Source organism: Pseudolabrys sp. (assembly GCF_035943735.1).
Classification (GTDB): Bacteria; Pseudomonadota; Alphaproteobacteria; order Rhizobiales; family Xanthobacteraceae; genus Pseudolabrys.
The window spans coordinates 276,170-296,487 of sequence record NZ_DASZBV010000019.1 but is presented as its reverse complement, the minus strand read 5'-3'; the positions used below and the strand labels follow the sequence as shown (position 1 = coordinate 296,487).

The window sequence follows — 20,318 nt, the reverse complement described above, 5'->3', positions numbered from 1 at the left end:
CCTAGCCGCCGCCGAATTCCTTGCGGATTTTCTCGGAATGCGCGCCGAGCGCCGGCACCGCGCCGTAGCGGCGCTCCTCGCCGGCGAAGATCGGCGTCGGCGCTGGCGTCTTGACCGTGCCGGTCGGCGTTTCGACGGTGATGCGGCGCAGGTGCGGGTGCTTCAGCAGCAATTCCCAGTCGTTGACGCGGCCGAAGCCGATCTCGGCCTTGGCCAGCATCTCCTCCAGCACCGCCGCGTCATGCGTGGCGAACACGCGCGCGACGATGCCGTCGGTCTGCGGCCGGTTGGCGACACGCTGGATGTTGGTGGCGAAACGTTCATCGGTGCCGAGCGTGGCGTCGCCCAACACTTTTTCGGCCAGCACGCGCCATTCGCGGTCGTTCTGGATCGAGATCAGGATATCGCCGCCATCGCGCGTCTTGAACACGCCATAGGGCGAGATGCCGGCATGCGCGAGGCCGATGCGCTTGAACGGCGTGCCCCACTCGCCGTGCAGCAGCGGCACGGTCATCCATTCCGCCATGCCGTCGAACATGGAAATCGAAATCTCGGCGCCTTCACCGGACTTGCCGCGCGCGATGACCGCTTCGAGGATCGCCATGTAGGCGTTCAAGCCAGCGGCAATGTCGACGATCGACACACCGACGCGCGCCGGCGCATCCGGCCCGCCGGTGACGGAAGCCACGCCCGATTCCGCCTGGATGAGCAGGTCGTACGCCTTGCGCTGCGCATAGGGGCCAGTCTCGCCGTAGCCGGAGATCGAGCAGCAAATGAGCTTGGGATAATCCTTGCGCAGCCGCGCCACGGCGAAGCCGAGCTTGGCGAGCGCGCCGGGCTTGAGGTTCTGCACGAACACGTCGGCCTTGGTGAGCATGCGTTCGAGCAGCGCCTTGTCCTCGGCCTTGCCGAGATCGAGCGTCACGGATTCCTTGCCGCGATTGAGCCAGACGAAGTGCGTGCTCTCCCCGTGCACGACATGGTCGTAGTCGCGGGCGAAGTCGCCTTCCGGCCGTTCCACCTTGATGACGCGCGCGCCGGCGTCGGCCAGCCGGCAGGTGCACTGCGGCGCGGCGACCGCCTGTTCGATGGAGACGACGAGGACGCCGGAGAGGGGGAGGGGCATGGGTCGGTATCGCGTAAAATGTTCAGACTGTCATCGCCGGGCTTGTCCCGGCGATCCCGATTCATTGGTTACGCGATCTCCGCATAAAGATCACGCCATTCGGCATTGCGTTCGCCGATCAGTCGCGTTTTCCAAGCTCGAGGCCAGTGCTTGATATTCTTCTCGCGCTGAATGGCCTGATAAACTGAATCATGGACTTCGAAATATACAAGCTTGTCGATGCCATAGCGCTTTGTGTGTCCGGGCACCAATCCATTCTTGTGCTCATAGACACGTCGGACGAGGTCCTTTGTGACGCCCGTATAGATTGCGCCGCCTGAGCGGCTGGCAAGAATGTAGACGTAGGATTGGGCCACGGCCTGCCTTCCTGATCGGGATGGCCGGGACAAGCCCGGCCATGACAGGAAATGTGGCCGAGGCATTTCTACAAATCAATACGACCTGGGCAATCCCAGCACGTGCTCGGCCAGGTACGACAGGATCATGTTGGTCGAGATCGGCGCCACCTGGTAGAGCCGCGTCTCGCGGAACTTGCGCTCGACGTCGTATTCCTCGGCGAAGCCGAAGCCGCCGTGCGTCTGCACGCACATGTCGGCGGCGGCCCATGAGGCGTCGGCGGCCAGGAGCTTCGCCATGTTCGCCTCGGCGCCCATGTCGTCGCCCGCCTCGTAGCGGCGCGTCGCCTCGTGCACCATCAGTTCGGCCGCGCGCATCTGCGCATAGGCGCGGGCGATGGGAAACTGCACGCCCTGGTTCTTGCCGATCGGGCGCTCGAACAGGACGCGCTCCTTGGCGTAGTCGGTGGCCTTCTTGATAAACCACTTCGCATCGCCGATGCATTCGGCGGCGATGAGGATGCGCTCGGTGTTCATGCCGGAGAGGATGTAGCGGAAGCCGTTGCCCTCCTCACCGATCAGGTTCTCCGCCGGCACGCGCAGGTCGTCGAAGAATATCTGCGTCGTGGCGTGATTCATGATGGTGCGGATCGGCGTGATCGTCATCGACGTGCCGCGCGCGAGCCGCATGTCGACGAGGAAGACCGATAGGCCATCGGTGCGCTTCTTCACCTGGTCACGCGGCGTGGTGCGCGCGAGCAGCAACATCAGGTCGGAATGCTCGGCACGCGAGGTCCAGATCTTCTGGCCGTTGATGATGTAATGGTCGCCTTCCTTGCGCGCGGTGGTGCGCAGCGACAGCGTGTCCGTGCCGGAAGTCGGCTCGGTCACGCCGAAGGCCTGCAGGCGCAAGCTCCCGTCGGCGATCATCGGCAGATAGCGTTCCTTCTGCTCGTCCGAGCCGTGCCGCAGAATGGTGCCCATCGTATACATCTGCGCGTGGCAGGCGGCGCCATTGCCGCCGGAGGCGTGCACCTCCTCGAGGATCGCTGCGGCGGCGCTCACCGGCAGGCCGCTGCCGCCGTACTCCTCGGGGATCAGCGCGGCGAGATAGCCGGCTTCGGTCAGCGCGCGCACGAACGCGGTCGGGTAGGCGCGCTCGCGATCGAGGTCGCGCCAGTATTCGCCGGGGAAGCGCGCGCACAGCGCCCGCACGCTCTCGCGGATGTCGGGGTAGGTGTCGTGGGAGGCGTGGTGCTTGGCCATTTGTGTTCCGCGAATGTCAGGCACGGTTACCTCTCCCCGCGTGCGGGGAGAGGTCGGCCCGCCGTAGCGTCAGCGCAGGCGGGGCGGGTGAGGGGGCCTTACCGCAAATCCCAGCCTCTTGAAACGCCCCCTCACGCCGACCCTCTCCCCGCAAGCGGGGAGAGGGAGCAGGGCTACCGAACTTCCGCCCGGCCGTTATTGATCGCGATCACGTCGCGCTCGACGACGCGGGCACGAAAGCTGGCGACAGCGCCCTCGCGCCAGATTTCGGTACGGATGGTCTCGCCGGGAAACACCGGCGCCGAGAAGCGGCAGGCCATCGCCGTGAGCCGCGCCGGATCGTAGCCGCATAGGCTTTTCAGCAGCGCATGCCCGGCGACGCCGAAGGTGGCGAGTCCGTGCAGGATCGGCCGCGGATAGCCGCCGGCGCGGGCGAAGGCGGGGTCGGCGTGCAGCGGATTGACGTCGCCGGACAGCCGATAGATCAGCGCCGTCTCCGGCCGCGTCGGCAGATCGCAGACGATGTCCGGTGCGCGCTCCGGGATCGGATGCGGCGCCGGCGCTTCGCGCTTTGCGCCACCGAAGCCGCCGTCGGCGCGGCAGAAGGTGGTCTGGTTGATGGTGGCGAGCAGCGTTCCGCTCGTCTTGTCGATGATCTTGCGCTCGGAATAGATCAGCGCGCCTTTGTCCGCGCCCTTGTCGATAACGTCGAGAATACGCGTTCGGCCGATGACGGTAGCGGCCGGCGAGATCGGCGCATGCACCTGCACGGCGTGTTCGCCATGCACCACATGCGTCCAGGTGATGCCGAGTTCCGGCCGCTTGAACGTATAGGCGCTGTAGCCCTGCACGACCGGGAAAGTCGGCAGCACCTTCAAATTCTTTTCATAGACGAAGGCGAGCTCATTCTCGTCGGTCGGGTCCTGGCCGAGGCCGACGCCGAGCGCATAGAGGATGCAGTCCTTCGGGCCGTAGCTGTGCTCGACATCGGGGATGTCGAGCGCGAGCAGCTTGTCGGGATCGAGCGGCATTCGTCTTTCCAAAAATTAGAACCAGCCGCCGCCGTCGCGGCCGCGATTGGCGACGCTCGCCTCTTCGAGATCGAGCTCGTATTCGATGCGACGGCGCGCTTCGTCGGTGATCTTGCCGTCGCGCAGCAGCCCGAAAATGAAATCGCGTTCGGCCTCGATCAATTCCTTCTTGATATCGGCCGATAGCCGCAGCCGCGCCAGGCCGTCGCCGAGGTCGGCCGGCAGGATCTGCTGACGGCTCTCGTTGCGTGTGCGCAGCAGCGTGATGATGTCCTCCGGGATCGCGCGATCCGTGACCAGATCTTCGAGCCGGTCGATGACGCGTTTCAGCGCCGCCTGGCGCCCGGCGAGCTCCGCCTCGATCTCATGCCGATGCTCTTCAGCGCCGAGGCGGGTCAGGCCGAGCCAGCGCGCAACCCAAGGCAGCATCGTGCCCTGGCCGACCAACGTGATGATGATGACGCCGAAGGTGACGAACATGATCATCTCGCGTTCCGGGAACGGCGCGCCGGAAATCGTGACATACGGAATCGCCAGCGCGGCGGCGAGCGAGACGACGCCGCGCACGCCGGTGAACGACAGGAAGAACGGAAATTGCCACGGCGGCGAGGGATCGCGTTTCGCAACCGCCGGCACCAGCCAGCGCGGCAGATAGGTGGCCGGAAACACCCAGACGAAGCGCGCGACGATGGCGATCGCCGTCGTCACCGCGATCGCGATCAGGATTTCCGGCAGCGGGAAGTCATGCGACTGGTCGATCAGCATGCGCGCCTGCAGTCCGGTGAGCAGGAACACGAAGCCTTCGATCAGATAGACGATCAGGTCCCAGAAGAAGATGCCCTGCAGCCGGGTCGCCGACGAAATGAGCCGCGGCCCGTTCCAGCTCACCCACAGGCCGCAGGCGACGGTGGCGAGCACGCCGGAGCCGCCGAGATGCTGCGGCGCCCAGAAAGCGACGTAGGGCGTCATGATCGACAAAGTGATCTCGACGCGCGGATCGTGCGCCCATTGCCGCAGCTTGAGGCTGAGCCAGCCGATCGCGATGCCCCAGAATATCTCGCCGACGATGATCAGCGCGAACGTGCCGGCGGCCCGGCTCGGCGAGAAGGCGCCGGTCGCCGCAGCCGCCACCGCGAAGCGGTAGAGAATGAGTGCGGTGGCGTCGTTCGCCAGCCCTTCGCCCTCGAGCACGACGACGAGCCGGCGCGGCAGGCCGAGCCGGCGTGCGATCGCCAGCGGCGCCACCGTGTCCGGCGGCGCGATGATGGCGCCGAGCACGAAGCCCGTCGCCCATGAGAAATGCAGCAGGTAATGCGCCGCCGCGGCGATGGCGCAGGTGGTGAAGATGACGCAGCCGAAGGCGAGCAGCGTGATCGGCCGCAGGTTGAAGCGGAACTCGCGCCAGCTCATCGCTACGCCGGCCGAGTAGATCAGCGGTGGCAGGATGACGAGCAGCACGATCTCCGGCGCCAGCACCACCGGCGGCAGGCCGGGGATCAGCGCGACGCCGACGCCGGCGACCACCAGCAGGATCGACGGCGCGATGTGCAGTCGCCGCGCCACGACCGCGACCAGCGCCAGCACCGCCATCATCAGCAGCACGGTCTGGAAGACGTCGGTCATGGGCGGTGTGGTCCCCGGTACCGCGATGCGCGCAGGCGCGCTCGTGCGTCAGGATGGCGGAAATGGCGCTTGAAGCAAAGCCGGCTTTGCGTCCTCAGAGCAGGCCGGAGACCACGTTGATGGTCAGTGCCAGCACGGTGACGTTGAAGAAGAATGACAGCACGCCGTGCATGGTGGCGACGTGCCGCAGCGACTTGCTGGTGATGGCGACGTCTGAGACCTGCGAGGTCATGCCGATGACCAGCGAAAAATAGAAAAAGTCCCAGTAATCGGGGTCGTCGTCGCCGGGAAAATTGAGTCCGCCGATGATGCCGTCACGCCGCTCGCCGTAATATTCGTGCGCATAATGCAGGGCGAAGATCGTGTGCACGAAGAACCACGACAGCAGGATCGTGGCGATGGTGAGCCCGATCAGCACCGTCGCTTGCTCGTGCGGCGCCGACTTCGAGCCGCCGAGCGCGAAGATGATCGCCACGAGGCTGGCAAAGGTCGCCGCCATCGTCATGAGCAGGATGGCGAAAGCGCCTTCATCCTGCTCGGCGGCGCGGCGGCGGATGCGCTCGATGTCGCAACGCCACATGGTCCAATGGATGAGCAACAGATAGAGCGCGACGCCGATGTCCCAGCCCACCAGCAGGCGCGTCGCGAGCGGCGTGAACGGCGCCAGCGCGACTCCGGTCAGGCCGACGAGCGCGCCGATGATCAGATTGGCGTGCAGGCGCACGATCCGCACCGGCAGCGGCTTGAGCGGCAGTTGCGTTTTCTTGCTGGCGGCCATGGCGATTGGCGGGGGCTACGTCCGCCGGTTGGCGATGAAGCGCGCAGTGGCGCGCAGGACGTCGGCCTTGGCGCCGAACGGCTTGAGCACGCTCTCGGCCTCGGCGACGAGCGCGTCGAGCTTGGCATGGGCGCCCTCGATGCCGAGGGCGGTCACGAGCGTGCCCTTGCCGGCGGCGGCATCCTTGCCGGCGGCCTTGCCGAGCGTCGCCGTGTCGCCTTCCACGTCGAGCAGGTCGTCGGCGATCTGGAACGCCTGGCCGACGATGGCGCCGTAGCGGTCGATCGCCGCGCTCGCGGCCGCATCGGCTTTGCCGAGGATGCCGCCGGCGCGGCAGGCGAAGCGCAACAGCGCGCCGGTCTTCATGGCCTGCAAGGTGATGATCTCGCTCTCGGAGAGCGCGCGCTTGGCCTCGAAGCGGCCTTCGGCGGCGAGGTCGAGCATCTGGCCGCCGACCATGCCGCCGATGCCGCCGGCGCGGCCGAGTTCGCGCACCAGGGCGGTGCGCACGTGCGCGTCCGGGTGCACCTCCTCGCGGGCGAGGATGTCGAAAGCCAAGGTCAGCAGGGCGTCGCCGACGAGGATGGCGGTCGCTTCGTCGAAAGCCTTGTGGACGGTTGGCCGGCCGCGGCGCAGGTCGTCATTGTCCATCGACGGCAGGTCGTCGTGCACCAGCGAATAGCAATGCAGGCATTCGAGCGCACAGCCCGCGAGCAGGGGCCCGTGGCCGGTGGCGCCGAACAAGGCCGCACTCTCGACCACCAGGAACGGCCGCAGGCGCTTGCCGCCGCCGAGCACGGCGTGGCGCATGGCCTCCATCAGCCGCGGCGGGCGGACGACCTCGCCCGGCAGCGCATCGTTGCCGAGCAGGCGTTCGAGGGCGGTCTCTGCCTCGCCGGCGACGGCCGTGAGGCGGCGGGAGAAATCGTGGTCGGGAACTGCGTCCATGGGCTCTTGTTAGCCTCATCGCCGCAGGGACGGCAATCGGCGTGTGGAAATGAGTTAATGTTCCCCGCCATGCCCCGTTCCCGCGCCAACCCGCACCGCATGAGTGTCGCCCACGATATCCTCGGCCTGTCCCGCCGGTCGCGGCCGCTGCGGATCATCCTGATGGCGCTGCTCGGGCTGATCCTGCTGCCCTACCTGCTGACGCCGCTCTACGCTGTCATGGAGCCGGTCTCGACCATGATGATCTGGCGGCGGATCGCCGGCGAGCCGGTGGTGCGCACATACGTCCCCCTGTCGCGCATCTCGTCCAACCTGCAACTCGCCGTGATCATCGCCGAGGACGGACGCTTCTGCGAGCATTGGGGGGTCGACTTCCAGGGCATTCAGGCCGCGCTCGACAGCGCCGACAATATCGAGGACATGCGCGGCGGCTCGACCATCACCCAGCAGGTGGCCAAGAACCTGTTTCTCTGGAATTCGCGCAGCTACATCCGCAAGGCGCTCGAATTCCCGCTGGCCCTCTGGGTGGATCTGGTCCTGTCGAAACGGCGGATCCTCGAAATCTACCTGAACGTCGCGGAATGGGGTCCGAGCGGCCAGTTCGGGGTGGAGGCGGGCGCGGAGTACGCTTTCCACAAGCCGGCCCGCGACCTGAGCCGCTACCAGGCGGCGCTGCTCGCCTCGACGCTGCCCAATCCGCACGACCGCAGCGCCCGCCATCCGGGACCGGGCCTGCGGCGGCTGGCCGGGCTCTACGAGGCCCGCGCCGGCCGCTCGCCCGAGGCCGCCGCTTGCGTCCGCAGGCGCTGACGGGGCTAGCCTTATCGCGGCCCTTCCACTATAAGCCCGCCCAAACCGGCATGACGGACCCTTTTTCGGCGGTTCCGCGCCGTTCCGAGCTATTCTGGAGTTAGACGATGGCTGTTCCGAAGCGAAAAACCTCGCCCTCGCGCCGCGGCATGCGCCGCTCGGCCGACGCGCTCAAGCGCCCCTCCTATATCGAGGACAAGGATTCGGGCGAACTTCGCCGCCCGCACCACATTGATCTGAAGACCGGCATGTACAAGGGCCGGCAGGTCCTGAAGGTGAAGACCGAGGCCTGATCGGCCCGGCCAGTCGGAGGAAAGCTCGCATGTCCTTGCTCGGCTTTCCTCTGCTGCTGATCACCTTCGCCGTCTACAACATCGTCGCCTTCCTGATGCCGGGCGTCGCCTGGACCGGCACGCTGTTCAGCGTGCACATGGTCTCGGGCGCCGACTGGACCATGTCCGCCAGCGATCTTCTCATCACGCTCGCCATCCTGCTGCTCGCGGGCGAGGTGGTGAAGTCGACGCGCATCGGCGTACGCACCATCGTCGATCACAGCCTGTCGCTGGTGCTTTTCCTCGCGATGCTGGTCGAGTTTTTGCTGGTGAAGGCGACCGCCACCGGCACCTTCTTCGTCCTCATGGTCATCAGCTTCGTCGACGTCATTGCCGGCTTCGCCGTGACGCTACGCTCGGCGCAGCGCGACCTCACGGTCGAGGGCGTCGGCGGGCATCTCCCCACCTGATCTTATAAATTTCAGATTTGCCATGAGCCGCGACTTCCAGCTCCCGGGTCGCTCGCCGGTCATTGCCATGAACGGCATGGCCGCGACCTCGCATCCGCTCGCCACTTTGGCGGCGATCGATATCCTGCGTGCCGGCGGCACGGCCGCCGACGCGGCGGTGGCCGCGGTTGCCACGCTGTGCGTGGTCGAACCGCACATGACCGGTATCGGCGGCGATTGCTATGCGCTGGTGGCGAAGCCGGACAGGCCGGTGTGGGGCTACAATGGTTCCGGGCGCTCCGGCGCCAAGGCGTCGTACGAGGCGCTGCGCGACGCTGGGCTGCGCGCGATCGGCAATTCCATTCACGCCGTCACCGTGCCCGGCTCGATCGATGCGTGGGAGCAGGTCCTCAAGACGCACGGCCGCTTCGGCCTCGATCGCGTGCTGCGCGCGGCAATAGGCTATGCCGAAGACGGCTTCCCGGTCGCGCCGCGCGTCGCCTGGGATTGGCAGCGCCACGTCGCCAAGCTCGCGGCCGATCCCGGCGCGTCGAAGCATTACCTGTTCAACGGCAAGGCGCCGCGCGAAGGCGACGTCATCCGCTTTCCGGCTTTGGCGCAGACGCTGAAGACCATCGCCGCGAAAGGCACCAAGGGCTTCTACGAGGGCGACGTCGGTGCAGAGATGGCGGCGACGGTTGCGGCACGCGGGGGGTTCCTTACCGAACAGGACTTCGCCAATCATCGCGGCGATGCGGTCGCACCGATCTCGACCAGCTACCGCGGCATCGATCTCATCGAGATCCCGCCGAACGGGCAGGGCCTTACCGCGCTGGTGATGCTCAACATCCTCGAGAATTTCGATATCAAGTCGCTCGATCCGGTCGGGCCCGAGCGCTTCCATCTGGTGCTGGAAGCGGCGCGCATCGGCTACGCCGTGCGCGACACGCATCTTGCCGACGCCGACCACATGCGCACGCCGGTCGTCGCGCTCAACGACAAGGCCTGGGGTAGGAAGCTCGCGTCGCTCATCGACATGAACAAGCGCGGCGACCTGCCGGCTGCGCCGGCACCGGGCAGCAACACGGTCTACCTCACCGTGGTCGACAAGGACCGCACCGCGGTGTCGTTCATCAATTCTCTGTTTTCGAGCTTCGGCACCGGCATCTGCACCGAGAAGTCGGGTGTGCTGCTCACCAATCGCGGCGCCTGCTTCACCCTGGCGCCCGATCACCCGAATACGTTCGGCCCGGCCAAGCGGCCGATGCACACCATCATCCCCGCGCTGGCGATGAAGAACGGCCGCTGCGACATGAGCTTCGGCGTCATGGGCGCGCACTACCAGCCGATGGGCCATGTGCAGATCATGATGAACATGATCGACTACGGCATGGACGTGCAGCAGGCGATCGATTGCCCGCGCTTCTTCTGGGAAGGCGACAAGGTCGAGGTCGAAACCGGCACGCCGCAGCGGACCATCGACGGCTTGTGTGCGCGTGGCCACGATGTCGTGCTTTGCGATCAGCCCTGGGGCGGCGCGCAGACAATCAAGATCGACTGGGACCGCGGCGTACTCATCGCCGGCTCCGAGCCGCGCAAGGACGGCTGTGCGCTGGGCTATTAGAACTTCAGGTTGGCGACGGCGCGATAGGCCGCCAGTGCCTCGGCGGGTTCGGCGCGGCGCCTGGCGCGTGTTTGCGGCGCTTGCACCTTGGTCGCGATCAACTGGGCGAGGAAGGCGGCATCGCCGCGCGTCTGGGGGGAGGCCTCGCGCGCCGGCGCGGCGGCAAGGATGGTCAGGGCGCGGCTCGCGCTTCGGGAAGGCGTGGCGACAGCGACCGGCCGACGGCCGTCGCCTCCGAACGCTCCCTCTCTGCTGCGGCCGATACGCATCGCGTTTCTGTACCAATGCGGGACACCATCGCCCGCTCTGCCAACGACATGGCAATGGCCGTGCCGTTAACTCTTTCAAGTTGTAAACGCGCTGGAATCGGCGGCTTTTCCTAATTGTTTAAGGGTTGTCCGTAGCTTCCAGTGACGTCTTTCGCAGAAGCAACACGCAGGCACCGCCTCGCGTTCCCGAAAAGGGGCAGTCGTGATCCAGAACGGTCAGCCGGCGGGCGTCCCCGACGCTGCGGACATCCTCCGCTCGATCGGCGAGGCCGCCTATGACTGGCGGCTGGACAGCGACGCGCTCGTCTGGTCGCCGCATGCCGCCACGTTGCTCGGCACCGCGCCGGCGGAGATCGCCAGCGGCCGCGCCTTCGCCGCGCATGTCGAAGCCGAGGCGGGGCAGAGCCGCGCCGACGCCCTGCAGCAGGCGGGCCAGCGCGATCTCGGCGCGGGCGTGCCCTACCAGCTTCAGTATCGGTTCAAATCCGGAGACGACACGCTCTGGATCGAGGACGTCGGCCGCTGGTTCGCCGGCGCCGATGGCAAGCCGCAGCGCGCACATGGCATCGTCCGCCGCATCGACGAACGCGCCGAGCGCGAGCGCAAGCTCGAGCGGCTGTCGAAATTCGATCCCCTGACCGGCGAGCTCAATCGCCAGGCGCTGACCGACGTGCTCACCGGCACGCTCGAGCAGACGGTGCGCGCACGCGGATCCTGCGGCTTCCTGCTCGCCTCGATCGATCATCTCGGGCGGCTCAACGAATCCTACGGTTTCGACGTCGCCGAGGAGGTGATCGCGCAAGTCGCCAGACGGCTGCGCGGGCGGCTGCGCGGCAAGGACCATCTCGGTCGCATCTCCGGCAACAAGTTCGGGCTGGTGCTGACCAGTTGCACGCCCGACGAGATGGCGGTCGCCGCCGACCGTCTGCTCGCCGGCGTGCGCGAGGAGCCGCTTGCCACCTCGGCCGGGCCGGTTGCGGTCACCGTCACCGTCGGCGGCGTCACCGCGCCGCGTCACGCGCGCAGCGTGGGAGAGATCTTCAGCCGCGCGCTCGACGCGCTCCACGACGCGCGCGCCAAACGGCACGGTTCGTTCGCCGCCTATCGGCCGAACATCGAGCGCGACGCCCAGCGCCGCGAAAGCGCGCGCGCGACCGACGAGATCGTCGCCGCGCTCAACGAGCGCCGCATCGCGCTCGCCTTCGAGCCGGTGGTCGAGGCGTCGACGCGCAGGCTCGCGTTCTACGAATGCCTGATGCGGGTGAAGCGCGCCGACGGGAGCAACGCACATGCCGGCGAGATCGTGCCGGTGGCGGAGAAGCTCGGGCTGGTGCGCATGCTCGACTACCGCATGGTCGAATTGGCCGTGCAGGAGCTCGTCGACGCGCCGCAACTGAACGTCAGCGTCAACGTCGCGCCTGCCTCGACGCTCGATCCTAACTGGTTGTCGGGTCTGGCGGCGCTGCTGCGCGCCCATTCGGGCACGGCCGAGCGGCTGACCGTCGAGATCACCGAGACCGCCGCCATCCAGGACATCGACGACACGCGCGGCTTCGTCCGCCGCCTGAAGGATCTCGGCTGCCGTATCGCCATCGACGACTTTGGCGCCGGCCACACCTCGTTCCGTAACCTGCGCCGGCTCGGCGCGGACATCGTCAAGATCGACGGCGAGTTCGTGCAGAACATCGTCAAGTCTGAGGAAGACCGCGCCTTCGTGCACACGCTCATCGACCTGTCGCGCCGGCTCGGGCACAAGACAGTCGCCGAATGGGTGCAGGACGAGGCGGCGGCCGCGCTGCTCGTCGGCTGGGGCTGCGATTATCTGCAGGGCGCGCTGGTGGGGCTCGCCTCGACCGAGCGGCCGTGGAGCGGCGGCAACGGCCATAACGGCCACGCCGCCAGCGGCTAAAGCGCTACTCCGCGCCGCCGCCGCCCGACATCTTGTCGAGGCGCTTCTGCATGTCGTCGAGCTGACGCTTCAAGTCGTCCATGTCGCTGCCGCCCGATGCGGCCTGCTTCTCCGGCGCCGCCGCGGGTTTTGCCTGCGGCCGGCCGAACGGCGCAAACATGGCGAAGGTCTTCTCGAACATCTCCATGTTGCGGCGGACATGTTCTTCCATCGGTCCGAAGCCGACATTGCCGAAGGCCTGCGCCATCTGCTCGCGGAACTTGTCCTGCTGGCTGGTCAGCGACTGCATCGACTGTTCGAGATAGCGCGGCACCAGCATCTGCATGCTGTCGCCGTAGAAACGGATCAACTGCCGCAGGAAGGTGATCGGCAGCAGGCTCTGCCCTTCCTTGTTCTCCTGCTCGAAGATGATCTGCGCCAGCACCGAGCGGGTGATGTCGTCGCCGCTCTTGGCGTCGTAGACCACGAAGTCCTCGCCGGTCTTGACCATGGTGGCGAGGTCTTCAAGCGTGACGTAGGTGCTTGTTCCGGTGTTGTAGAGCCGCCGGTTGGCGTATTTCTTGATTGTGACCGGCTCTTTGTCTTCTGCCATGTCCGCACGCTTCCCCCTGCCTGTGTGACAGCATAACCACTGGCCAGCACCGCGGCCAACCCCCTTTTGTGGCGGCGCGGCAGGGCGGATTGCGGCACCGCCCACCCTTGCGCCCAGAGCGGAAAACCGCCACTTCTCAGGTGCCTTGCCGATGGGCCGCAGCGTTGACAGCCGCGTCCTGCTTCTCAAGGATGCGGCACTGCCGAAAGCCGGTCCCTGCCTCGCCCGATGACCGCAAATGACCGCAACAGGAGTTTTCGATGAAAGACGACATCGTCATCGCCAGTGCCGCCCGCACGCCGGTCGGTGCGTTCAACGGGGCTTTTGCCAATCTTCCTGCCCATGAACTCGGCAAGACGGCGATCAAGGCGGCGCTCGACCGCGCCGGGCTGACCGGCGACCGGGTCAGTGAGGTGATCATGGGGCAGATTCTCACCGCCGGTCAGGGGCAGAACCCGGCACGGCAGGCTTCGATCGCCGCCGGCATCCCGGTCGAGAGCCCCGCATGGGGCGTGAACCAGCTCTGCGGCTCCGGCTTGCGGGCGGTGGCGCTCGGCTATCAGGCGATCCTCAATGGCGACAGCGACATCGTCGTGGCCGGCGGCCAGGAATCGATGAGCATGGCGCCGCATGCGCAGTACCTGCGCGGCGGCGTGAAGATGGGCTCGGTCGAACTCATCGACACGATGATCAAGGATGGCCTGTGGGACGCCTTCAATGGCTATCACATGGGCAACACGGCGGAGAACGTCGCCAAGCAGTGGCAGATCACCCGCCAGCAGCAGGACGAGTTTGCGGTCGCCTCGCAGAACAAGGCTGAGGCGGCGATGAAGTCCGGCCGCTTCAAGGACGAGATCGTCCCGGTGACCATCAAGGGCCGCAAGGGCGACACCGTCGTCGACACCGACGAATATCCGAAGGCGGGCGTCACGGTGGAAGGCATCGCCAAGCTGCGTCCGGCCTTCGACAAGGAAGGCACGGTGACTGCCGCTAATGCCTCGGGCATCAATGACGGCGCCGCCGCGGTTGTGCTGATGAAGGCGTCGGAAGCCGCCAAGCTCGGCCACACGCCGCTCGCGCGCATCGTCTCGTGGGCGCATGCCGGCGTCGATCCGGCGATCATGGGCACCGGCCCGATCCCGGCCTCGCGCGCCGCGCTCAAGAAGGCCGGCTGGACCACCGCCGACCTCGACCTCATCGAGGCCAACGAGGCCTTCGCCGCGCAAGCCTGCGCCGTCAACAAGGATCTCGCCTGGGATACCTCCAAGGTCAACGTCAATGGCGGCGCCATCGCCATCGGCCATCCGATCGGCGCATCCGGCGCGCGCATCCTGACGACGCTGCTCTACGAGATGCAGAAGCGCAACGCCAAGAAGGGCCTCGCAACGCTCTGCATCGGCGGCGGCATGGGCATTGCCATGTGCGTGGAGCGGTAGCGAACACGCACCAGCGAAGAGGCGTCGAGCGGTAACGAACGAGTACCGGACAGGGCGCGTCGGCGCTCGCGAAGACGCACCTCGCGTCGCACAAAATTTGCACTTGATCTACGTCATGGCCGGGCTTGTCCCGGCCATGCACGTCTTTAAGCTGTCATCGGATGCGGACATGCATGCCGGCGTGGGGTCGGGCATGTCGGGACGCACTGGGAGGATCTGAAATGGCGCGTGTTGCTTTGGTCACCGGCGGAACCCGCGGCATCGGAGCCGCGATCAGCAAAGCGCTGAAGGCCGCCGGCTACAAGGTGGCGGCCAACTACGGCGGCAACGACGAGGCGGCGCAGAAATTCAAGGCCGAGACCGGCATCCCCGCGTTCAAGTGGGACGTATCGTCGTTCGAGGCCTGCAGCGAGGGCATCAAGAAGGTCGAGGCCGAACTCGGCGCGGTCGAGGTGCTGGTCAACAATGCCGGCATCACCCGCGACGCTCCGTTTCACCGCATGACGCTCGACCAGTGGCAGCAGGTGATCGGCACCAACCTCGGCTCGCTGTTCAACATGACGCGGCCGGTGTGGGAGGGCATGCGCGCGCGCAAGTTCGGCCGCATCGTCAACATCTCGTCGATCAACGGCCAGAAAGGCCAGTTCGGCCAGGTGAACTACTCGGCGGCGAAGGCGGGCGATCTCGGCTTCACCAAGGCCTTGGCGCAGGAAGGCGCGCGCGCCGGCATCACCGTCAACGCCATCTGTCCCGGCTACATCAACACAGAGATGGTGCAGGCGGTGCCGAAGGACGTGCTGGAGAAGTCCATCCTGCCGCAGATTCCGATCGGCCGCCTCGGCGAGCCGGAGGAGATCGCGCGCTGCGTCGTGTTCCTCGTTGCCGACGACGCCGGCCTGATCACCGGCGCGACGCTGACCGCCAACGGCGGGCAGTATTTCACTTAGTTTGTGTTGACGCGGCGCGTCGTCAGTCGCGGCGCGCGCATCGACAAGCGCCGCGCGGGTTCCGTCGCCGGATCAGAAAAATCCGATCGACTCGCAGCCCGATCCAGCCTTGACGTGGCCCTTGTTGCGCCGGCCGGGCACGTCGACGATGTGCATGGTGCCGTCGCCCTGGCAGCCGACGAACAACTCGTCTCCCCTGAAGGCGAAATCCATCGGCTGGCTGCCCACGGGAATCGCCGACTGGTTGCCGAACGTGCCGGCATCCATGATGCTGAGCTTGTTGCTGTTGGTGTTCGAGACGACCAGCAGTCGGCCATCCGGCGAATAGCGCGCGATCTGCGCCGGTTTTTCGACGCCTTCGAGGTCCACCGTGCGTACGACCTTGCCTGCCGCGGTGTCGATGACGAACACCGCCGGGCTCTCGTCGCTCACGGCAATGACGGTCTTGCCGTCCTCGGACACGGCGATGCCGGCGAGCGGCTGCGGCGTGGCGATCTTGCCGATGAGCTTGCGGTTCGGCAGATCGATCACGGAGACCGTCGCGTCCTCCTCGTTGTCGGTATAGATGCGCTGGCCGTCGGCGGGGATGGCCAGGCGATGACCGTTGGTCGAGCCGGAGTCGATGGTGTCGATCACGCGGTTCGTCGCCGGATCGATCACCGCCACCTTGGCGCTGTTCTCGCAGGTGATATAGATCAGCCCGTCTTTAGCGCGGCGCAACGTGTGCGGTGCGCTGAGCGGCGACAGGTCGATCGTGTGCACGTGTTTGCGCGCCAGGCAGTCGATCACCAGCAGCAGATGTCCGGGATTTGGATTTCGGCCGTGGATGCCGTCGCCGAAGATCGGCACGTAAGCGCGCCCGGTTTCCGGGATGATGAGCAGTTCGTGCACCGTTTTCTGGAAGCCGTCGAGGACGGTCTCGGTCGCGTAGGTGCGCGGGTCGAGGAACAGGATCTTGGTGCCGATCTTGTCGACCCCGATCATACCGCGCACGTCGTTTTGGCTCACCATCTCATTTCCCCCGCATTGATCGATGGCGCCCGGTTGCTCCGGGCGTCCAGCTCTTCACCCATTCAGCGTCGGCGCTTCGCGCTCTTCTTGCGCGCCGGCTTCGCCGCCTTCGCGGGTTTGCGTGCGGCCGCCTTGCGCTTCTCCGGTCGCCACGTGCCCTCCGCCTTGTCCAGCCGCACGTTCCAGTATTCCCAGGCGCGCGCCACAGGGCTCGGCTGCAGATTGTAGTCGCCGGCGAGCCGCGTCTCCTCGGCATTGAGCGGCGAGACGTGGCCGAGCGCATGCGCCTGGATCTGCATGCCGGCGTTGCGCGTCGTGTAGATGGTGCGGAACACGAGTTCCTGCAGCGTGCGGCCGGCGACCGTCGCGCCGTGCCGCCGCATCAGCACCAGCCAGTTGTCGCCGAGCGCGCGCGCCAGCGACGCGCCTTCCTCCGGCTTGGCGACGATCAAAGTCGTGTTGCCGAAGTCGTCGCGCTGGTCCCAGAACGGAACCGCGGCGCCCATGGTGGCGCCGAGATGATAGACCGGCTTGAGGTCGGTTCCGGAAATGCAGAACGGCAGGATCGACGCGGCGTGATGATGGCACACCGCCATCACCTCCGGCCGCGCCTTGTAGATTTCGCCGTGAATCACGCGCTCCCCATAGAGACGCACGGCCGGCGGCTTCACCGGCTCGGAATTGAGGGTGAATTCAAGGACGTCCTCGGGCTGGATCAATTCGGGTGCGCGCGAGCGCGACAGCAGATAGCGGTTGGGGTCGTTCGGGTGGCGCATGCTGATGTGGCCGAAAGCGTCGAGCACGCCTTCGTTGGCCACGATCCGGTTGGCGCGGGCGACTTGTTCGCGCGCTTCATCGAGCGGCATCGGCACTGGCTTTACCCCTTCGTGACTGTCGGCCCGGTTTTGTGCCGGGTGGCGCCTCGCTTGTCCAGCCGGGGAGGCTACGCTAAGCGCAGCACGGTCACACCGGGGGCTCATGTCTTCCTTGCGCGCAACGCTCATCGGCTTTTCGGCGATCCTGATGTGGTCGCTGCTCGCCGTATTGACCGTACTGACGGGCCAGGTGCCGCCGTTCCAGCTGCTCGCCATGACCTTCGCCGTCGGCGGCGTCTTTGGCGTTGCCCGGGTGGCGCAGCAGGGCGCGCTCGGCGCGCTGTGCCAGCCGTTGCAGGTCTGGGCGCTCGGCGTCGGCGGGCTGTTCGGCTACCACGCGCTCTACTTCACCGCGCTGCGGCTGGCGCCGCCGGCGGAAGCCGGCCTGCTCAATTATTTCTGGCCGCTGCTGATCGTGCTGTTCTCCGGCCTGTTGCCGGGCGAGCGGCTGCCGCTGAAATCGGTCGCTGGCGCGCTGCTCGGGTTCGCCGGCACGATCGTCCTGTTCCTCGGCAAGGGGCTGACATTGGCGCTCGACCACACGGCCGGCTACGCCGCCGCCGTGTGCGCCGCCTTCGTGTGGGCAGGCTACTCGGTGCTGTCGCGCCGCCTCGCCAACGTGCCGACGGCAACCGTCGCGGGCTTCTGCATCGCCACCGCGGTGCTCGCCGCTCTCGCGCACATGCTGACCGAAACGACGGTATGGCCGCAGGACGTCACGCAATGGCTGGCGGTGGTGCTGCTCGGCGTCGGCCCGGTCGGCATCGCCTTCTATGTCTGGGACATCGGCGTCAAGCGCGGCGACATCCGCCTGCTCGGCGTCGCGTCCTACGCCGCGCCGATCCTGTCGACGGCGTTTTTGGTGCTCGCCGGATTCGCCGAAGCGCGGGCCAGTCTTGCGCTGTCGGCGCTGCTCATTTCCGGCGGCGGCCTCATCGCGGCGTCGGGACGGACGACAAAATGATCAGCGCGGCGAGAAGTCCTTCGCCGCCAGCTCGAACGTGTCGAACATGAAGCCCGGCGCCACGGTGCAGCCGACCAAGGTCCAGTCGCCGAGGCTCTCCGCCGCCTGCCAGGCGCGCGCCGGCACCGTGGCCTGCGGCGCCTCGTCGGCATGGACATCCGGGCCGAGGCGGACGATCTCTTCCTTCACGCCGTCGACGATCTCCAGCTTGAGCGGCGCGCCGGCGTAGTAGTGCCAGATCTCGACGGCGTCGATGCGGTGCCAGTGCGAACGCTCGCCGCGCGCCAGCAGGAACAGGATGGCGGTGGAAGCGGGACGGCCGTCGATTAGGTGCGTGTCGCGAAATGTCTCGCGGTAATGGCCGCCTTCCGGATGCGGCTTCAGCGCGAGCTTGACGACGATCTCGGCGGCGGTGGGATAAGGCACGGTCAGAACTTGTTCTTCCGCGCCCTGATTTCTGCGAACACCTCCGCTGCCGGCTTGCCGCTCATGCCGACATTGGCGGCGACGTCGGCGCGGTCGGCGCGAAGGAACGGGTTTTCCGCCTTCTCCGCCCCGATGGTCACGGGGATGGTCGGCTCGCCTTTCTCGATCTGCGCCTTCGCCTGTGCCTCGCGCGCGGCCAGCGCCTTGTTGTCCGGCTCGACGGTGCGGGCGAATTTGATGTTCGACAGCGTGTACTCGTGGCCGCAGTAGATTTGCGTGTCGTCCGGCAGGTCGCGCAGTTTCTTCAGCGACGTCCACATCTGCGCCGGCGTGCCCTCGATGACGCGGCCGCAGCCGATGGAGAATAACGTGTCGCCGACGAAGGCGAGCTTGTCGGCGTGGAACCAGTAGGAGATGTGGCCGGCGGTATGGCCGGGCGTCTCGATCACGTTGGCGGCGAGATTGCCGACTTTCACCGTGTCGCCCTCTTTCACGACTTCGTCGACTGCGGGGATTTTGGCGGCCTCCCCGGCGGGCGCGACGACGCGGCATTTGTGCCGCTCCTTCAGCGCGCGGATGCCGTCGGTGTGGTCGGCGTGATGATGCGTGACGAGGATGTCGGTCAGCTTCCAGCCGGTCTCCTTCAGCGCCGCTTCGACGGGAGCCGCTTCCGGTGCGTCGATGGCCGCCGTGGCCCCGGTCTCGGGGTCATGCAGGAGCACGCCGAAATTGTCGGACAGGCAGCGGAAAAGCCGGGTCTGGGCGGGCATGGGGCGGTCCTTCTTACGGTCGGCGGAGCTTTACCATGCCCGGCAATCCGCGTGCACGTCCCGGGGTTTCACTGCGCCTCGCCGGGCCCGAAATGTGGTAATCCTCGCCACCATGTCGATCGACGTCGTTGATCTGCGCAATTTCTACAGCCAGCGGCTCGGGGTGGTCGCCCGCCGCTTCATCGGCCGCGGCATCCGCAGGCTGTGGCGCAATACCGCGGGCCAAAGCGTGCTCGGCGTCGGCTATGCGACGCCCTATCTCGGCCTCTTCCGCGAGGAGGCCGAGCGCTGTCTCGCTTTCATGCCGTCGGGGCAGGGGGTGGTGAAATGGCCGACCAGCCGTCCCGCGCTGGCGGCTTTGGTCGACGAGTTCGATCTGCCGCTGCCGGACGCCAGCGTCGACCGCATCTTGCTGGTGCATCACCTGGAGATGACGCACGATCCTGCGGCGCTCTTGCGCGAGGTGTGGCGCGTGCTGGCGCCGAGCGGCCGATTACTCGCGGTGATTCCGAACAGACGCGGCGTCTGGGCGCGCACGGACACGACGCCGTTCGGCCATGGCCGGCCCTATTCGCGCAGCCAGATCAACCAGCTTCTGCGCGAGACCTGGTTCACGCCGACCGGATGGAGCGAGGCGCTCTACGTGCCGCCGGTCGAGCGCGGCTGGTTCCTGCGCGCGGCGTTCGCCTGGGAGCGCACCGGCGCGACCTTGTCGGCGCCGTTCGCCGGCGTGCATCTCGTGGAAGCGAGCAAGCAGGTCTATCGCGCGATCCCGGCGCGCCGCGTCAAGCGACGGCTGGTGCCGGCGCTCGAGCCTGCGCTGGCACCGGCGCCGTCGCCCAAATCGATTTGATTAT

22 protein-coding genes are annotated in these 20,318 nt (G+C 66.8%); 9 read left to right on the top strand and 13 right to left on the bottom strand.

Features of this window, described 5'->3' with window-relative positions:
- Position 1: 1 nt before the first annotated feature.
- The 7 genes from VGV41_RS14310 to VGV41_RS14280 form a co-directional block, all read right to left on the bottom strand.
- On the bottom strand, positions 2-1,126 hold the full coding sequence (locus tag VGV41_RS14310; protein WP_326864526.1) for a CaiB/BaiF CoA-transferase family protein: 1,125 nt from the start codon (positions 1,124-1,126) through the stop codon (positions 2-4).
- 68 nt (positions 1,127-1,194) lie between these two features.
- Complete coding sequence (locus tag VGV41_RS14305; protein ID WP_326864524.1) at positions 1,195-1,482, bottom strand: GIY-YIG nuclease family protein; 288 nt, start codon at positions 1,480-1,482, stop codon at positions 1,195-1,197.
- Positions 1,483-1,557: 75 nt separating this feature from the next.
- Positions 1,558-2,727, bottom strand: coding sequence for an acyl-CoA dehydrogenase family protein (locus VGV41_RS14300; RefSeq protein WP_326864761.1), 1,170 nt, complete (start codon positions 2,725-2,727; stop codon positions 1,558-1,560).
- Between the two features lie 173 nt (positions 2,728-2,900).
- Positions 2,901-3,758: a MaoC/PaaZ C-terminal domain-containing protein gene (locus VGV41_RS14295; protein ID WP_326864522.1), complete on the bottom strand. Its 858-nt coding sequence runs from the start codon at positions 3,756-3,758 to the stop codon at positions 2,901-2,903.
- Positions 3,759-3,773: 15 nt separating this feature from the next.
- Complete coding sequence (locus tag VGV41_RS14290) at positions 3,774-5,381, bottom strand: Na+/H+ antiporter (protein ID WP_326864520.1); 1,608 nt, start codon at positions 5,379-5,381, stop codon at positions 3,774-3,776.
- A gap of 94 nt (positions 5,382-5,475) precedes the next feature.
- Positions 5,476-6,159 (bottom strand): DUF1345 domain-containing protein, encoded by a 684-nt coding sequence (locus VGV41_RS14285; RefSeq protein ID WP_326864518.1) that lies wholly within the window; start codon positions 6,157-6,159, stop codon positions 5,476-5,478.
- Between the two features lie 15 nt (positions 6,160-6,174).
- Positions 6,175-7,107, bottom strand: coding sequence for a farnesyl diphosphate synthase (locus VGV41_RS14280; RefSeq protein ID WP_326864517.1), 933 nt, complete (start codon positions 7,105-7,107; stop codon positions 6,175-6,177).
- A gap of 99 nt (positions 7,108-7,206) precedes the next feature.
- On the opposite strand from VGV41_RS14280, the gene mtgA reads away from it, so the two are divergent.
- From mtgA to ggt, 4 genes are all read left to right on the top strand, one after another.
- Entirely contained in the window at positions 7,207-7,917 is a 711-nt protein-coding gene (gene mtgA, locus VGV41_RS14275; protein WP_326864760.1) for a monofunctional biosynthetic peptidoglycan transglycosylase, read from the top strand.
- A 107-nt stretch (positions 7,918-8,024) separates the two neighbouring features.
- Positions 8,025-8,210 (top strand): 50S ribosomal protein L32, encoded by a 186-nt coding sequence (gene rpmF / locus VGV41_RS14270; RefSeq protein ID WP_326864516.1) that lies wholly within the window; start codon positions 8,025-8,027, stop codon positions 8,208-8,210.
- Positions 8,211-8,239: 29 nt separating this feature from the next.
- Complete coding sequence (locus VGV41_RS14265) at positions 8,240-8,659, top strand: hypothetical protein (RefSeq protein WP_326864515.1); 420 nt, start codon at positions 8,240-8,242, stop codon at positions 8,657-8,659.
- Between the two features lie 22 nt (positions 8,660-8,681).
- Complete coding sequence (ggt, locus tag VGV41_RS14260) at positions 8,682-10,262, top strand: gamma-glutamyltransferase (protein WP_326864514.1); 1,581 nt, start codon at positions 8,682-8,684, stop codon at positions 10,260-10,262.
- On the opposite strand, the gene VGV41_RS14255 is transcribed toward ggt, so the two are convergent.
- Positions 10,259-10,531, bottom strand: coding sequence for a hypothetical protein (locus VGV41_RS14255; protein ID WP_326864513.1), 273 nt, complete (start codon positions 10,529-10,531; stop codon positions 10,259-10,261). The genes ggt and VGV41_RS14255 overlap by 4 nt on opposite strands.
- 202 nt (positions 10,532-10,733) lie before the next feature.
- On the opposite strand from VGV41_RS14255, the gene VGV41_RS14250 reads away from it, so the two are divergent.
- A complete protein-coding gene (locus VGV41_RS14250; RefSeq protein ID WP_326864512.1) occupies positions 10,734-12,440 on the top strand; it encodes an EAL domain-containing protein in 1,707 nt (568 codons plus the stop codon).
- Between the two features lie 4 nt (positions 12,441-12,444).
- On the opposite strand, the gene phaR is transcribed toward VGV41_RS14250, so the two are convergent.
- Positions 12,445-13,032: a polyhydroxyalkanoate synthesis repressor PhaR gene (gene phaR / locus VGV41_RS14245; protein ID WP_326864511.1), complete on the bottom strand. Its 588-nt coding sequence runs from the start codon at positions 13,030-13,032 to the stop codon at positions 12,445-12,447.
- Between the two features lie 260 nt (positions 13,033-13,292).
- Here phaR and VGV41_RS14240 point away from each other — a divergent pair, with 260 nt between their 5' ends.
- Both VGV41_RS14240 and phbB read left to right on the top strand, forming a co-directional pair.
- The gene (locus VGV41_RS14240) at positions 13,293-14,468 is read left to right on the top strand and encodes an acetyl-CoA C-acetyltransferase (RefSeq protein ID WP_326864509.1); all 1,176 of its coding nucleotides are present in this window, start codon (positions 13,293-13,295) and stop codon (positions 14,466-14,468) included.
- 221 nt (positions 14,469-14,689) lie between these two features.
- The gene (gene phbB / locus VGV41_RS14235; RefSeq protein ID WP_326864507.1) at positions 14,690-15,415 is read left to right on the top strand and encodes an acetoacetyl-CoA reductase; all 726 of its coding nucleotides are present in this window, start codon (positions 14,690-14,692) and stop codon (positions 15,413-15,415) included.
- 72 nt (positions 15,416-15,487) lie between these two features.
- On the opposite strand, the gene VGV41_RS14230 is transcribed toward phbB, so the two are convergent.
- A complete protein-coding gene (locus VGV41_RS14230; protein WP_326864506.1) occupies positions 15,488-16,423 on the bottom strand; it encodes a YncE family protein in 936 nt (311 codons plus the stop codon).
- A gap of 65 nt (positions 16,424-16,488) precedes the next feature.
- Positions 16,489-17,292, bottom strand: coding sequence for a class II aldolase/adducin family protein (locus VGV41_RS14225; RefSeq protein ID WP_326864759.1), 804 nt, complete (start codon positions 17,290-17,292; stop codon positions 16,489-16,491).
- A 112-nt stretch (positions 17,293-17,404) separates the two neighbouring features.
- Between VGV41_RS14225 and VGV41_RS14220 the strand changes: the two genes are divergently transcribed.
- Positions 17,405-18,265 (top strand): DMT family transporter, encoded by an 861-nt coding sequence (locus VGV41_RS14220; protein ID WP_326864505.1) that lies wholly within the window; start codon positions 17,405-17,407, stop codon positions 18,263-18,265.
- On the opposite strand, the gene VGV41_RS14215 is transcribed toward VGV41_RS14220, so the two are convergent.
- Positions 18,266-18,691, bottom strand: a complete 426-nt coding sequence (locus VGV41_RS14215) for a cupin domain-containing protein (protein ID WP_326864504.1) — start codon at positions 18,689-18,691, stop codon at positions 18,266-18,268.
- Between the two features lie 2 nt (positions 18,692-18,693).
- A complete protein-coding gene (gloB, locus tag VGV41_RS14210; RefSeq protein ID WP_326864503.1) occupies positions 18,694-19,461 on the bottom strand; it encodes a hydroxyacylglutathione hydrolase in 768 nt (255 codons plus the stop codon).
- A gap of 112 nt (positions 19,462-19,573) precedes the next feature.
- On the opposite strand from gloB, the gene VGV41_RS14205 reads away from it, so the two are divergent.
- The gene (locus VGV41_RS14205) at positions 19,574-20,314 is read left to right on the top strand and encodes a class I SAM-dependent methyltransferase (protein WP_326864758.1); all 741 of its coding nucleotides are present in this window, start codon (positions 19,574-19,576) and stop codon (positions 20,312-20,314) included.
- Positions 20,315-20,318 lie beyond the last annotated feature (4 nt).